At 67.6% G+C, this 13,875-nt stretch carries 11 protein-coding genes; 8 read left to right on the top strand and 3 right to left on the bottom strand.

Features of this window, described 5'->3' with window-relative positions; all coding sequences use genetic code 11:
- Nucleotides 1-29 precede the first annotated feature (29 nt).
- Together H7F35_RS33335 and H7F35_RS33340 are read right to left on the bottom strand one after the other, a co-directional pair.
- Nucleotides 30-545 carry a hypothetical protein gene (locus tag H7F35_RS33335; protein WP_187110737.1) on the bottom strand — a complete coding sequence of 172 codons (516 nt, stop codon included), beginning with the start codon at nt 543-545 and terminating at the stop codon, nt 30-32.
- Entirely contained in the window at nt 542-2,083 is a 1,542-nt protein-coding gene (locus H7F35_RS33340; protein WP_187110738.1) for a sigma-54 interaction domain-containing protein, read from the bottom strand. The genes H7F35_RS33335 and H7F35_RS33340 overlap by 4 nt, the downstream gene beginning before the upstream one ends.
- A 137-nt stretch (nt 2,084-2,220) precedes the next feature.
- Here H7F35_RS33340 and H7F35_RS33345 point away from each other — a divergent pair, with 137 nt between their 5' ends.
- The 8 genes from H7F35_RS33345 (at nt 2,221) to fur (ending at nt 12,225) form a co-directional block, all read left to right on the top strand.
- On the top strand, nt 2,221-2,964 hold the full coding sequence (locus tag H7F35_RS33345) for a TetR/AcrR family transcriptional regulator (protein ID WP_187110739.1): 744 nt from the start codon (nt 2,221-2,223) through the stop codon (nt 2,962-2,964).
- Nucleotides 2,961-4,454, top strand: coding sequence for an efflux transporter outer membrane subunit (locus H7F35_RS33350; RefSeq protein ID WP_187110740.1), 1,494 nt, complete (start codon nt 2,961-2,963; stop codon nt 4,452-4,454). Before H7F35_RS33345 ends, H7F35_RS33350 begins: the two co-directional genes overlap by 4 nt.
- Nucleotides 4,451-5,638 (top strand): efflux RND transporter periplasmic adaptor subunit, encoded by a 1,188-nt coding sequence (locus H7F35_RS33355; protein ID WP_187110741.1) that lies wholly within the window; start codon nt 4,451-4,453, stop codon nt 5,636-5,638. The genes H7F35_RS33350 and H7F35_RS33355 overlap by 4 nt, the downstream gene beginning before the upstream one ends.
- A gap of 18 nt (nt 5,639-5,656) precedes the next feature.
- Nucleotides 5,657-8,767 (top strand): efflux RND transporter permease subunit, encoded by a 3,111-nt coding sequence (locus tag H7F35_RS33360; protein WP_187110742.1) that lies wholly within the window; start codon nt 5,657-5,659, stop codon nt 8,765-8,767.
- Nucleotides 8,768-8,875: 108 nt separating this feature from the next.
- Nucleotides 8,876-9,796, top strand: a complete 921-nt coding sequence (folE2, locus tag H7F35_RS33365) for a GTP cyclohydrolase FolE2 (protein ID WP_187110743.1) — start codon at nt 8,876-8,878, stop codon at nt 9,794-9,796.
- Nucleotides 9,793-10,353: a carbonate dehydratase gene (locus H7F35_RS33370; protein ID WP_187110744.1), complete on the top strand. Its 561-nt coding sequence runs from the start codon at nt 9,793-9,795 to the stop codon at nt 10,351-10,353. The genes folE2 and H7F35_RS33370 overlap by 4 nt, the downstream gene beginning before the upstream one ends.
- Nucleotides 10,354-10,423: 70 nt before the next feature.
- Nucleotides 10,424-11,788 (top strand): dihydroorotase, encoded by a 1,365-nt coding sequence (locus H7F35_RS33375; RefSeq protein ID WP_261803730.1) that lies wholly within the window; start codon nt 10,424-10,426, stop codon nt 11,786-11,788.
- A gap of 8 nt (nt 11,789-11,796) precedes the next feature.
- A complete protein-coding gene (gene fur, locus H7F35_RS33380; RefSeq protein WP_187114504.1) occupies nt 11,797-12,225 on the top strand; it encodes a ferric iron uptake transcriptional regulator in 429 nt (142 codons plus the stop codon).
- 126 nt (nt 12,226-12,351) lie between these two features.
- Here fur and H7F35_RS33385 read toward each other — a convergent pair whose 3' ends face one another.
- Nucleotides 12,352-13,875 (bottom strand): tripartite tricarboxylate transporter permease, encoded by a 1,524-nt coding sequence (locus tag H7F35_RS33385; protein ID WP_187110746.1) that lies wholly within the window; start codon nt 13,873-13,875, stop codon nt 12,352-12,354.

Here is a 13,875-nt window from a genome sequence, read left to right on the forward strand (position 1 = left end):
AGGGGGCGGGAGTATCGCTCGGCGTGCACTCAGAGTCTCGAACTCACACTCTCTACCCGGTAGCGTTGACCGACATCTTTACCTTGGTACACCTGCCGGTAATAGTCAGCGACGCGGCGGCTTTCATAGGCATGCATCAAGACTTGGTCGCCACACTCGTCGAGCCGGAAAAGTCCATAGGCTCCCAAGTCCTTCGTGTACACGGGATATCGCGCCCTTAACAGTTCGATATGGACTGAGTGCATGAAAATCTCGCAGGCTCTCAGATCGAGGAAATCGAGCACCGCATCGAACTCGAACGATTCGACATAAATATTGAACTCGTCGATGGACGTGTGGTACTCGAGTGTGATCTTGTGCCCCCAAGGGAGCTCGAAGAACCAGAGCTCCACGGGTCCGGGCGCATCCCAGTCGGGCGGATGATCCGAGTGCCTCTCACCGAAGCGCTTCACAAACTCCTCGTACGGCATCTCAACAGTGATCACTGGCGAGCCGTCCTCGATGTCGGCGCGACCAATCCGGCGCATGAGGCTCAACAACCTCACGCCGGCCGCTCCTGGCTCGTCATCCGCTCATACAGAGTGGCGCGCGAAATGCCGAGCAGCCGCGACGTCGCGAGCTTGTTCCCGCCGGTCGATGCCAGCGCAGCAGCAATCGCCTTGCGCTCCAGCTCCACCACCTGCTGCGCCAGCGGTCGCAGCAAGGCGGCCTCTTCGTCGGCACCGCGTGCATTCAGCGAGGTGTCGGGCAGCTCGATCTGCTCCAGGCCCGCTTCGCGCAGGATGCGTTCGAGTTGCGCGGCGTCGATGCGTTGCGAGTCGCTGCGCATCGTCACCTGCTCCAGCACGTTGCGCAACTCGCGAATGTTGCCGCGCCAGTGCTGGCCGGCGAGGAGCGCGAGCGCGTCGGGCGTCAGTTCGGGCGGCGCCTCGCCGCTGCGCAGCGCCATGTCTTCGCCCAGCGCCTCGACCAGCGCGGGAATGTCGGGACGCCGCTCGCGCAATGGCGGCACGCGCAGCGGCAGCACGTTGAGGCGGTAGTACAGGTCTTCGCGAAACAGGCCGCGCCGCACCAGCTCCGGCAGGTCGCGCGAGGTGGCTGCGATCACGCGCGCGTCGAAGGGTACGAGCTTGTTGGAGCCGAGCGGTTCGATCTCGCCTTCTTGCAGCGCGCGCAGCAACTTGGCCTGCAGGCCGAGCGGCATGTCGCCGATTTCGTCGAGGAACAGGCTGCCGCCATCGGCCAGCTTGAACTTGCCCTCGCGGCCGCGACGGTCCGCGCCGGTGAAGGCACCGGGCGCGAAGCCGAAGAACTCGGCCTCCAGCAAGGTGTCGGGCACGGCCGCGATGTTGACGCTGACGAACATGCCCTTGGCGCGCGCGGACGACGCATGGATGGCATGCGCCAGCAGTTCCTTGCCGGTGCCGGTTTCGCCCAGCAGCAGCACCGGGCTTGCGGACTGCGCGGCGCGGCGCGCATGGCGCTTGACCTCCACCGCCGCCGGGCTGCTGCCGATGAAGCTTGCGAAGGTGTACTTGGAGCGGCGCTGGCCATCGGCATGGTGGTACAGCGGGTTGTTGCGCTGGCTGGCCAGTTCGCGCCGCGCATCGTCGAGGTCGCGCTGCAGCAGCGCGAACTTGCTGATGAGCGGTTGCAGCGTGGTCTCGGGCTGGTCGAACAGCACGATGCCGATGGCGCCGATCACCTCGCCCAAGCCACCGTCGCCGCCCCCGCGCTCTTCGCGCAGCGGGATGCGGCTCACGACGAAGGTGCCGGCCTTGTTGGTCAGCAGGTCGACCAATATCGGCTCGCCGGTTTCGAGCACGCGCCGCATCTGCGTGTTGGGGATCACGTCCTCGACCATGTGGCCCATGAACTGGTCGATGGACGAAAAACCCAGCGCCGGAAGAAAGCGCCGGTAGCCTTCGTTCACCCACACGATGCGCCCGCTGCTATCGACCAGGAACATGCCCTGGCTGATGCTGGAAAACAAATGAAACATCGAGCGCGCGGCAAGCGCGAGGATGCCTTCGGCATCGAGGGGCAAGGCGGGCGGTGCGGCGACTGTGGGGGCGGCTGGCATGCGCGGATCGTAGCGCGCCCTCATCCAGTGCAAATCCGGCGTCGCCGGCCTTCAGGAAATGCTCAGGTTCCGGCCCTCGGGCCGAAGTCTTCACAAAGCCTTAAGTAAATCAATCGTTTGATTTCTCGCGTGGTGTAATGCCGGCCATGAACGCGAGAGCCACCATCACCCAGGCCCCGCGCCGCGCACCGCGCAGCGACGGCGCCGAGGCACGCCATCGCCTGCTCCACACCGCGCTGCGGCTGTTCGCGCAAAAGGGCTTTGCCAAGACCTCCACGCGCGAGATCGCCCGCGAGGCTGAGGTCAACATCTCGGCCATCAGCTATTACTTCGGCGACAAGGAGGGGCTTTACTCCGCCACCTTCAACGAGCCGATGGGCGGCGATTCAAGCGACCTCGTGGCCGCCTGCAACGTGCCCGGCCAATCGCTCGAAGCCACGCTGCGCATCTGCATGTCGTCCATGATCGATCCGCTCAAGCAGGGAGAGATCGTGCGGCAATGCATCCAGTTGCACATGCGCGAGATGCTGGAGCCCACCAGCCGCTGGGCCGAAGAGCTGGAGCAGGACATCAAGGGCCCGCACCGCGCCATCGCCGACCTGATGTGCCGCCACCTGAAGGTGGACCGGGCCGACGACGACATCCACCGCCTGACCTTCGCCATCACCGGCCTGTCGATGCAGCTCTATGTGAGCCAGGACTTCATCGAAGCCATCCGCCCTTCGCTGCTGCGCACCTCGCGCGGCATCGACACCTGGGCCGACCGCCTGACGGGCTATGCGCTGGCACTGGTGCAGGCCGAAGAGACACGCCGCCGCACCGCGGCCGCCGCCAGCATCACCGCTGCCGCGCCCGCACGGGCCGCGAGAAAGAAGAAATGAGAAGACTTCGACTGATCGCCTCCCTTTGCCTGCCGCTCGGCCTGGGCATCGGCCTTTCGGGCTGCGGCCTGACACGCCCGCCGGCGCAGGTCGAGGCGCCCTTGCCCGCGCAATGGCACGCCCCCCTGCCCCACGGCGGCTCGCTCGCGTCGCTGGCCGACTGGTGGCGCCAGCTCGACGATCCGCTGCTGGTCGAGCTGATCGCCGCGGCCGAAGCCGCCAGCCCCAATGTCGCGAGCGCTGCGGCGCGCGTGGCCGAAGCGCGCTCGACCCGCGTGCAGGCCGGCGCGGCGCTGCTGCCGAGCCTCGACGGCACGGCATCGGCCAGCCGGGGCGTCTCGGGGTCCTCGCTCGGCGCGGGCGGCGGCGGCAGCACCACCAGTAGCAGCACGACCGTCGCACCGCTCACCACGCTACAGGCCGGCCTGCAGTCCAAGTGGGAGATCGACCTGTTCGGCCGCCTGCGCGCCGACCGCGATTCCGCCGAAGCCAAGCAGAACAGCGCCAACGCCAAATGGCACGACGCGCGCGTGTCGGTCGCGGCCGAAACGGCCAACGCCTACTTCGCCGAGCGCGCCTGCCAGGAGCAGTTGCGCGTGGCCGAATCCGACACGCGCTCGCGCGCCGAGACCTCGCGCCTGACCGATCTTTCGGCGGGCGCCGGCTTCACCTCGCCGGCCGATGCGGCACTGGCCCGTGCCAGCGCCTCCGATGCATCGGGCCGGCTCATCCAGCAGCGCGCCCAGTGCGCGGTGCAGCGCAAGGCGCTGGTGGCGCTCAGCGGCATCGACGAAACCACGCTGGAACAAAAGCTCGCGGCCTCGCCCGCGCAGCGCGTGCTGCCGGCCGTCGGCGGCATCGCCAGCGTGCCGGCGCAAGCCATCTCGCAACGGCCCGACGTGTACGCAGCCGAACTCGGCGTGGCCTCGGCCAGTGCCGACGTGGGCTCCGCCGAGGCCGAGCGCTACCCCAAGCTCTCGCTCTCGGGTTCCATCGGCCGCCTGCAATACCGCACCGACGGCTTCAAGCAGTCGCTGGACACCTGGACCATCGGCCCGTTGTCGCTCACCGTGCCGCTGCTCGACGGCGGCTCCCGCGTCGCCAACACCGATGCGGCCAAGGCGCGCTATGCCGAAGCCGTGTCGACCTACCGCGCCAGCGTGCGGCAGGCGGTGCGCGAGGTGGAAGAAGCTCTCGTCAACCTCGATGCCACTGCCGCGCGCACCACCGACGCCGACAGCGCAGTGAAGAACTACCAGGTCTCGTTCAACGCCACGCAGGCCCGCTACAGCAGCGGCCTGGCCAGCCTGTTCGAGCTGGAGGATTCGCGCCGCACGCTGTTCACCGCGCAAACCGCGCGTGTCTCGCTGCAACGCGAGCGCACCGAAGCCTGGGTTGCGCTCTACCGCTCGATGGGCGGCGGCTGGAGCCGCCCTGAATCGTCCTCTATGACCACCACACCAACCGCCAAGGTTGCGACGTCGCCATGAAAAGAATGAAACGTTCCACTCTCGTCATTGCGCTGCTGGCGCTGCTCATCGTCATCGGCGCCGTTGTGTGGATGACAGGCAAGCCGGCGGACAAGACCAAGGACGGCGCCCATCCGCCCAAGCCGGCGCTGACCGTTACTGTGGCGAAGCCCCAGGCCACCGAGCTGCAACTCACGCTCGCGGCCAACGGCAACGTGGCCGCCTGGCAGGAGGCCGTGGTCGGCTCCGAATCCAACGGCCTGCGCCTGGCCGAAGTGCGCGTGAACGTGGGCGACGTGGTCAAGAAGGGCCAGGTGCTTGCGGTCTTCTCGCCCGAGACGGTGCAGGCCGACATCGCGCAATCGCGCGCTTCGCTGGCCGAAGCCAGGGCCACCGCCGCCGACGCCGCCGGCAATGCCGCGCGCGCCCGCACGCTGCAAGCCACCGGCGCACTGAGCCAGCAGCAGATCAACCAATACCAGACCACCGAGCAGACTGCCAAGGCACGCGTCGAAGCGGCCGAAGCTGTGCTGGCAGCGCAGCAGGTGCGCGGGCGCAACACGCAGGTGCTGGCGCCCGACGACGGCGTGATCTCGGCACGTGCCGCCACGGTCGGCAGCGTGGTGTCGGCCGGCACCGAGCTGTTCCGCCTGATCCGCCAGGGCCGGCTCGAATGGCGCGCCGAGGTCACCTCGGCCGAACTCGGCCGCCTCGCGGTCGGCACGCCGGCCTTCGTGGTCAGCGCCAGCGGCGCGCAGGTGCGCGGCACGGTGCGCAGCATCGCGCCCACGGTCGATCCGCAGACGCGCGCGGCGCTGGTCTATGTCGACCTGCCGAACGTGCTGCAGAACACCGGCATCAAGGCCGGCATGTTCGCGCGCGGCGACTTCGAACTGGGCCGCAGTTCGGCGCCGACGGTGCCGCAAACCGCCATCGTGCCGCGCGACGGTTTCAACAACGTGTTCCTGCTGCGCCCCGACAACCACGTGGCCCAGCTCAAGGTGCAGATCGGCCGCCGCCTGAACGACCGCATCGAGATCACCAGCGCACTGCCTGACGGCGCGCAGGTCGTGGTGCAGGGCGCGGGCTTCCTGAACGACGGCGACCTGGTGCGTGTGGTCGACACGCCCGCCTCCGTGGCCCCGCCCGCCAAGGCTGCCGCGTCCGCTGCTGCCGCCGCCGCCGCCGCCAGTGCAGCCAAGTAAGACAACAAGGACTCGCCCATGAACGTTTCCGCCTGGTCCATACGCAACCCGATTCCGGCGGTGATGCTGTTCGTGCTGCTCACCTTCGGTGGGTTGCTGTCGTTCAACGCGATGAAGGTGCAGAACTTTCCGGACATCGACCTGCCGACCGTGACGGTCTCGGCGTCGCTGCCCGGTGCCGCGCCTTCGCAGCTCGAAACCGACGTCGCGCGCAAGCTCGAGAACGCCATCGCCACCGTGCAGGGCCTCAAGCACATCACCACCAAGGTGCAAGACGGCGCCGCCACGCTGATCGTCGAGTTCCGCCTCGAAAAGCCGGTGCAGGAAGCCGTGGACGACGTGCGCTCCGCCGTGCAGCGCGTGCGTGCCGACCTGCCCGCCGACGTGCGCGACCCGGTCGTCACCAAGCTCGACCTGGCGGGCCAGCCGGTGCTGGCCTTCACCATCGCGTCATCGCAGATGGACGACGAGGCGCTGAGCTGGTACGTCGACAACGACATCACCAAGAAGCTGCTCGCGCTGCCCGGCGTGGGCGCGGTGAACCGCGTGGGCGGCGCCACCCGGCAGGTGCACATCGACCTCGACCCGGCCAAGCTGCAGGCGCTGGGCGCCTCGGCCGGCGACATCTCGCGCCAACTGCGCCAGGTGCAGACCGAAAGCGCGGGCGGCCGTTTCGACCTGGGCGGCAGCGAGCAGCCCGTTCGCACCATGGCCACGGTGCAATCGGCCGACCAGCTCGCCGACATGCAGATCGCGCTGAGCGACGGCCGCCGCGTGCGGCTCGACCAGGTGGCGCGCATCAGCGACACCATTGCCGAACCGCGCGCCGCCGCGCTGCTCAACGGCAAGCCGGTGGTCGGCTTCGAGGTGGCCCGCAGCCGTGGCGCCAGCGAAGTGGAAGTGGGCCACGCGGTGCAGAAGGCACTGGCCGACCTGCGCGTGCAGCGCCCCGATATCGAGCTGACCGAAGCCTTCAACTTCGTCGACCCGGTGGAAGAGGAATACAACGGCTCGCTGCACCTGCTGTACGAAGGCGCCATCCTGGCGGTAATCGTGGTGTGGCTGTTCCTGCGCGACTGGCGCGCCACTTTCGTCTCGGCCGTGGCGCTGCCGATGTCGGTGATTCCGGCCTTCATCGGCATGTACCTGCTGGGCTTTTCGGTCAACGTGATCTCGCTGCTGGCGCTCTCGCTGGTGGTGGGCATCTTGGTGGACGATGCGATCGTGGAGGTCGAGAACATCGTGCGGCACTTGCGCATGGGCAAGACGCCTTTCCAGGCGGCGATGGAAGCAGCGGATGAAATCGGCCTGGCCGTGATCGCCACCACCTTCACGCTGATCGCGGTGTTCCTGCCGACCGCCTTCATGAGCGGCGTGGCCGGCAAGTTCTTCAAGCAGTTCGGCTGGACCGCCTCGCTCGCGGTGTTCGCCTCGCTGGTGGTTGCCCGGGTGCTCACGCCCATGATGGCGGCCTACATCCTCAAGCCCATCGTCGGCGAAGAAAAAGAGCCCGGCTGGCTGCGCTGGTACATGCGCGCCGTGGAGTGGAGCACCCACAACCGCTTCAAGACGATGGTGCTGGCCACCCTCTTCTTCTTCGGTTCGCTGGCGATGATCCCGCTGCTCAAGACCGGCTTCATTCCGCCTGACGACAACTCGCAGACACAGGTGTACCTGTCGCTCGCGCCCGGCTCCACGCTCGCGCAGACCACGGCTGCGGCCGAGGAAACACGCAACCGCGTGATGAAGATTGCGCACGTCAAGAGCGTCTACACCACGGTGGCCGGTGGCAGCGCAGGCGGTGATCCGTTCGCCAGCTTCGGCACGCCCGAGACGCGCAAGGCCACGCTCACCATCAAGCTCGACCCGCGCGGCGCCCGCCCGCGCAAGCAGGTGATCGAAAACCAGATCCGCACCGCGCTCGAAACCCTGCCCGGCGTTCGCAGCACCGTGGGCCTGGGTGGCTCGGGCGAAAAATACATCCTGGCGCTGACCGGCGAAGACCCGGTGGCACTCGCATCGGCGGCCAGCGCGGTCGAGAAAGACCTGCGCACCATTCCCGGCCTGGGCAACATCACGTCGACCGCCAGCCTGATCCGGCCCGAGATCGCGGTGCGCCCCGACTTCGCGCGCGCCGCCGACCTGGGCGTGACCAGTTCCGCCATTGCCGAGACGCTGCGCGTGGCCACGCTGGGCGACTACGACCAGTCGCTCGCCAAGCTCAACCTGGCGCAACGCCAGGTGCCGATCGTGGTGAAGCTGGAAGACTCCGCACGGCAGGACATCGACCTGCTCGGCCGCCTTTCCGTGCCCGGCGCACGCGGCCCCGTCATGCTGAGCCAGGTCGCCTCGCTCACCATGGAGGGCGGCCCGGCCGTGATCGACCGCTACGACCGCTCGCGCAACGTCAACTTCGAGATCGAGCTGTCGAGCGTCGGCCTGGGCGATGCCAAGACCGCCGTGATGAAGCTGCCCTCGATCCAGAAGCTGCCCGCCGGCGTGCGCATCGCCGAGGTGGGCGACGCCGAAGTGATGACGGAGCTGTTCGCCAGCTTCGGCCTGGCGATGCTGACTGGCGTGCTGTGCATCTACATCGTGCTGGTGCTGCTGTTCAAGGACTTCCTGCACCCGGTGACGATTCTGTGCGCGCTGCCGCTGGCGCTGGGCGGAGCCTTCGTGGGCCTGCTGATCGGCCAGAAGGCGTTGTCGATGCCGTCGCTGATCGGCCTGATCATGCTGATGGGCATCGCCACGAAGAACTCCATCTTGCTGGTGGAGTACGCCATCGTGGCACGCCGCGACCACGGCATGAGCCGCTGGGACGCGCTGCGCGACGCCTGCCACAAGCGGGCGCGGCCCATCATCATGACCACGCTCGCCATGGGCGCCGGCATGCTGCCGATCGCGGTGGGCTTCGGCTCGGCCGATTCGAGCTTCCGCTCGCCGATGGCGATGGCGGTGATCGGCGGGTTGATCACCTCGACCGTGCTGAGTCTGCTGGTGGTGCCGGCGGTGTTCACCTACGTGGACGACATCGAGCACTGGATTCGGCGCACGGTGCGCAAGCTGCGCGGGCAGCCGGCCGATCCGCACATCGACGACGACCTGGTCGAGGCGCCGCAGCGCTGACGAGGGGACTCGCGCTCGCACTCAGGCAGCGCGAGTCCGGGTAAAGCGGCTTCATTGCGCCGCCGCCAATTAATGCAACATAATTGCGTTAACTACCGACACCTCACCATGACCGCGCGATTGCCCGACATTGCCCTGACCGAAGCCTCCCCCATGCCCCTGCCGCTCGACGGGGTCGGCATGCGGGGTATCGCACTGCCAGTCTGGCCCGACGAATGCGGCGTGCACCATCCGGTCCATGCGCGTGCCGATGTCGAGGTGGATCTGCCAGACCCGCGGGTCAAGGGAATCCACATGTCGCGCCTGTATCGCCTGCTGTGCGACAGCGCCGAGAGCGAAAGACTGGGCACGGCCTCGCTCGAAAAACTGCTGCGGGCCATGGTCGGGAGCCACGCCGACTGCGGCTCGGCGCGTGCGCGGCTCGTGCTGTCATTCGAGCTCCTGCGCAAGCGTCCCGCGCTCGTCACACACGGACTCCACGGCTGGAACGCCTATCCGGTGCGGCTGGAGGCCATCTGGCGCAACGGACGCTTCACGCTCGATGCGCAGGTCCGCGTCACCTACGCCTCCACCTGCCCTTGCTCGGCCGCGCTGTCGCGGCAACTGGTCGCGGATGCCTTCGATGCACGGTTCGCCGCGCACACGACGGTGGCCACAGCGGATGCCCTGGCCTGGCTGCAAGACAACGCGACGCTGGCAACGCCGCACAGCCAGCGAAGCATCGCCGACATTCAGGTCCGCCTGCCGGACGATCCGCCCGACCTGGGCCTGCTGCGGCTCATCGACCTGGCGGAAGCCGCGCTCGGCACGCCGGTACAGGCGGCCGTGAAGCGCGCCGATGAGCAGGCCTTCGCGCGGCTGAATGGCCAGAACCTCATGTATGTCGAGGACGCAGCGCGCAGGCTGCAGGCAGCGCTCGCCGGGTCTTTCGCGGTCACGCGCATCGACGTCCGCCACCTGGAAAGCCTGCATCCGCACGATGCCTTCGCGCGGGTTTCAAACCCATCCGCCGGGCAGGTGCCTGCATGATCCGCCGCAATCCACGCGGCGACCTGCCCCAGGTCCATGCCAGCGCCTTTGTCGATCCCACCGCCATTCTGTGCGGCCGCGTGGTGGTCCACGAAAACGTCTTCATCGGCCCGTATGCGGTGATCCGCGCCGACGAAGTCGACGAGGACGACCACCTCGAGCCGATCGTGATCGGCGCGCATTCGAACATCCAGGACGGCGTGGTCATCCACTCCAAGTCCGGCGCCGCCGTGACCATCGGCGAGCGGACCTCGATCGCGCACCGCGCCATCGTGCACGGCCCCTGCACCGTGGGCGACGGCGTCTTCATCGGATTCAACAGCGTGCTCTTCAACTGCACCGTCGCGCGCGGTTGCGTGGTGCGGCACAACGCCGTGCTCGACGACTGCCATCTGCCGCCAAACTTCTACGTGCCGTCGACCGAGCGCATCGGCCCAAAGACCGATCTTTCCACCATCCCCAAGGTCACCGCGCGGGCCTCCGAGTTCTCGGAGGACGTGGCGCGCACCAACAACCGCCTGGTCGAGGGCTACAAACGAATCCAGAATGAGTTCTGAGCGCGAGCGCCCCTGCGGCGCGGGAGAAGAACGCCGCGCCATACCCCCCGATACGCAACAACGCCTGCGGATGCGCCACGCCGAGTTGCTGGTTCGCGGCGGCACGGTCCTCACGCCCAACGGCGCGCAGATGATCGACATCGCCTGCGTGGACGGCCGCATCGCGGCACTCGACACCACCGGTTGGAGCGCGGATGAAACGCTCGATGCACAAGGCCTGCACGTGCTCCCGGGCGTGATCGACAGCCAGGTCCATTTCCGCGAGCCGGGCCTCACGCACAAGGAAACCATCGAGGCGGGCACGCGCGGCGCCGTGCTCGGCGGCGTCACCGCCGTGTTCGAGATGCCGAACACGCATCCGCTGACACTGCACGAAGCGGACCTGAACGCCAAGCTCGCCATCGCGCAGACACAGGCCTGGTGCGACCACGCCTTCTACATCGGTGGTTCCGCCGTCAACGCCGAGCAGCTGGCGTCACTCGAAATGCTGCCGGGCTGCGCCGGCGTCAAGGTCTTCATGGGAAGCTCGTTCGGCGACCTGCTGGCCGATGAAGACGCGGTGCTGCGCCGCATTCTTCGCCACGGCCACCGGCGCCTGGCGGTGCACGCCGAGGACGAAGCACGCCTTCGCGAGCGCAGGATCATCGCCGAGGGCCAGGGCAAGGTCCGCGACCACCCGGTCTGGCGCGATGTCGAAAGCGCGCTGCGCGCCACCCGGCGCATCGTGGCGCTGGCGCAAGAAAGCGGCCGCCGCCTTCATCTGCTGCATATCTCGTCGGCCGAGGAGATCGGTTTTCTCGCGCAGCACAAGGCGCGCGTGTCTGTCGAGGTGCTGCCGCACCATCTGACGCTGAGCGCGCCCGAATGCTACGAGCGCCTGGGCACATGGGCACAGATGAATCCGCCGATCCGTCGCGCACGCCACCAGGACGCGCTCTGGCAAGCGGTCCGCAATGGCGTGGTCGATGTGCTCGGCAGCGACCACGCCCCCCACACGCGCGAGGAAAAAGCACTGCCCTATCCCCGCTCGCCCAGCGGCATGACGGGCGTGCAGACGCTGTTGCCGGTGATGCTCGATCACGTGCACCGCGGACGCCTGAGCTTGCAGCGGCTGGTGGATCTGACCAGCGCGGGGCCGGCCCGCGTCTTCGGCATCGAGGGAAAAGGACGCATCGCAGTGGGCTTCGATGCAGACCTCACGCTGGTCGACCTCGCGGCGCGCCGGGAAATCACCAACCGGTGGATCGCCAGCGTGGTGGGCTGGACGCCGTACGACGGGCTGCGGGTGACCGGCTGGCCGATGGCAACCCTCGTGCGCGGCAGGGTCGTGATGCGCGATGGCGAGTTGTCCGCCGCGCCGGCGGGTCGCCCCGTGCGATTCCTGGCACACGCGATGCCGATGCAGCCCTTGCGACATCCAGGCGACAGTCGATGAACGCATCGATGCCACCGAATACGCTCGGGCAGGTGGGACTGAAAGCCACATTGCCGCGGATGAAGATCCTCGAGCTCTTTCGCAACCAGGCGCAACGGCATCTTTCGGCGGAAGACCTCTATCGCCTGCTGATCGAGGCACGTGCCGAAGTCAGCCTCGCCACCGTGTATCGCGTGCTCGCCCAACTGGAGCAGGCAGGCCTCTTGAAACGCAGCAGCTTTCAGACCGGGAAGGCGATCTACGAGATCGACGACAACGTGCATCACGACCATCTGGTGTGTGTCGATTGCGGGCGGGTCGAGGAATTTCACGACGCCGAGATCGAGCACCGGCAAATGCTGGTGTGCGAACAGCGAGGCTTCCGTCTGCGGGAGCACGCGCTGACGCTCTATGGCAACTGCACGAAGCCGGATTGCGAGCATCGCCGGATGCGCTGAGGCGCTGAGCCGAGCGGCCAGCGCGCGTCAGGGCCATCCATTGGCCTGAGAAACTTCGGCGCCGGAAAAGCAGAACGGGCGCGACGCCCTTCAGCGTCGCGCCCGTGGTTTTTGAAGTGGCCGTCGTCAGGCGTCCAGCTGCGCCAACCGCTTGAGCTTGCGTTCGCTCATGCGCTTGGCCACGCGCGGCAGCACCAGCACGGCCACCACGACGATGACCAGCGTGATCGACATCGGACGCTGGAAGAACACCGCAGCACTGCCCTCGCCGATCGACATTGCGTTGCGCAGCTGCGCTTCGGCGAGCGGCCCGAGGATCATGCCGACCACCACGGGCGCGGTCGGGAAGTCGTAGCGCCGCATCACCACGCCCAGCAGGCCGATGGCGTACAGCAGGAACAGGTCGAACGCGCTCTGGCGCATGCCGTAGGCACCCACGGTCGCGAAGATCAGGATGCCGGCGTAGAGCTGCGGCTTCGGGATCTTCAGCAGCTTGACCCACAGGCCGACCATCGGCAGGTTCAGCACCAGCAGCATGACGTTGCCGATGTAGAGCGAGGCGATCAGCGCCCACACCAGCGCGGCCGAAGTGGTGAAGAGCTGCGGACCCGGCTGGATGCCGTAGTTCTGGAACGCGCCCAGCAGGATGGCGGTGGTGTTCGATGTCGGAATGCCGAGCGTGAGCAGCGGAATCAGCGCGGCCGTCACCGTGGCGTTGTTGGCGGCCTCGGGGCCGGCCACGCCTTCGATGGCACCGGTGGTGCCGAACTCGGCCTTGGCATCCTTGTCCTTGGCGAGCTTCTTTTCCATCGCATAGCTCAGGAAGGTCGGAATCTCCGTGCCGCCGGCCGGAATGCAACCGAAGGGCGTGCCGATGGCCGTGCCACGCAGCCACGCCGGAATGGAACGCTTCCAGTCGCGCTTGGTCATGTGCACGCGGCTGAGCTTGTTCTGGCCTTCGGTGACCTTGCCTTCATAGAGCACGGCATAGAGCACTTCGGCCACAGCGAACAGGCCGACCGCGACCAGCACGATCTCGATGCCGTCGAGCAGTTCGGGCACGCCGCCCGTGTAGCGGCCCTGGCCGGAAATCTGGTCGAGCCCGACGCAGCCGGCCGCCAGGCCGACGAACAGCGCCGTCATGCCGCGCAGCGTGCTCTTGCCGAGCACCGCGCTCACCGTGGTGAAGGCCAGCAGCATCAAGAGGAAATATTCAGGCGGCCCCAGCTTGACCGCGAACTCGGCCACGAAAGGCGCGAACAGCGTGACGATGACAGTGGCGATGGTGCCGGCCACGAAGGAGCCGATGGCGGCCGTGGCAAGCGCAGCGCCCGCCCTGCCGCTCTTGGCCATCTTGTTGCCCTCCATCGCGGTCACCATGCTGGCGGTTTCGCCGGGCGTGTTCAGCAGGATCGAGGTGGTCGAGCCGCCGTACATGGCGCCGTAGTAGATGCCCGAGAAGAAGATCATCGAGGCCGTGATGTCGACCTTGCCGGTGATGGGCAGCAGCATCGCCACCGCCACCGCCGGGCCGATGCCGGGCAGCACGCCCACGGCGGTGCCCAGGGCACAGCCGACCAGGCACCAGAGCAGATTGATCGGGGTGATCGCCGTGGCGAAGCCCGCCATGAGTGCGTTGAAGATATCCAT

Source organism: Variovorax sp. PAMC26660, from assembly GCF_014302995.1.
GTDB lineage: Bacteria > Pseudomonadota > Gammaproteobacteria > Burkholderiales > Burkholderiaceae_C > Variovorax.

Excerpts from the sequence above, each read along its gene's own strand:
- H7F35_RS33350 (WP_187110740.1), top strand. The coding sequence starts at position 2,961 with ATGAGAAGACTTCGACTGATCGCCTCCCTTTGCCTGCCGCTCGGCCTG.
- H7F35_RS33385 (WP_187110746.1), bottom strand. The coding sequence starts at position 13,875 with ATGGATATCTTCAACGCACTCATGGCGGGCTTCGCCACGGCGATCACC.
- H7F35_RS33370 (WP_187110744.1), top strand. The coding sequence starts at position 9,793 with ATGATCCGCCGCAATCCACGCGGCGACCTGCCCCAGGTCCATGCCAGC.
- H7F35_RS33375 (WP_261803730.1), top strand. The coding sequence starts at position 10,424 with ATGCGCCACGCCGAGTTGCTGGTTCGCGGCGGCACGGTCCTCACGCCC.
- H7F35_RS33340 (WP_187110738.1), bottom strand. The coding sequence starts at position 2,083 with ATGCCAGCCGCCCCCACAGTCGCCGCACCGCCCGCCTTGCCCCTCGAT.
- H7F35_RS33355 (WP_187110741.1), top strand. The coding sequence starts at position 4,451 with ATGAAAAGAATGAAACGTTCCACTCTCGTCATTGCGCTGCTGGCGCTG.
- H7F35_RS33360 (WP_187110742.1), top strand. The coding sequence starts at position 5,657 with ATGAACGTTTCCGCCTGGTCCATACGCAACCCGATTCCGGCGGTGATG.
- folE2 (WP_187110743.1), top strand. The coding sequence starts at position 8,876 with ATGACCGCGCGATTGCCCGACATTGCCCTGACCGAAGCCTCCCCCATG.
- H7F35_RS33345 (WP_187110739.1), top strand. The coding sequence starts at position 2,221 with ATGCCGGCCATGAACGCGAGAGCCACCATCACCCAGGCCCCGCGCCGC.
- fur (WP_187114504.1), top strand. The coding sequence starts at position 11,797 with ATGCCACCGAATACGCTCGGGCAGGTGGGACTGAAAGCCACATTGCCG.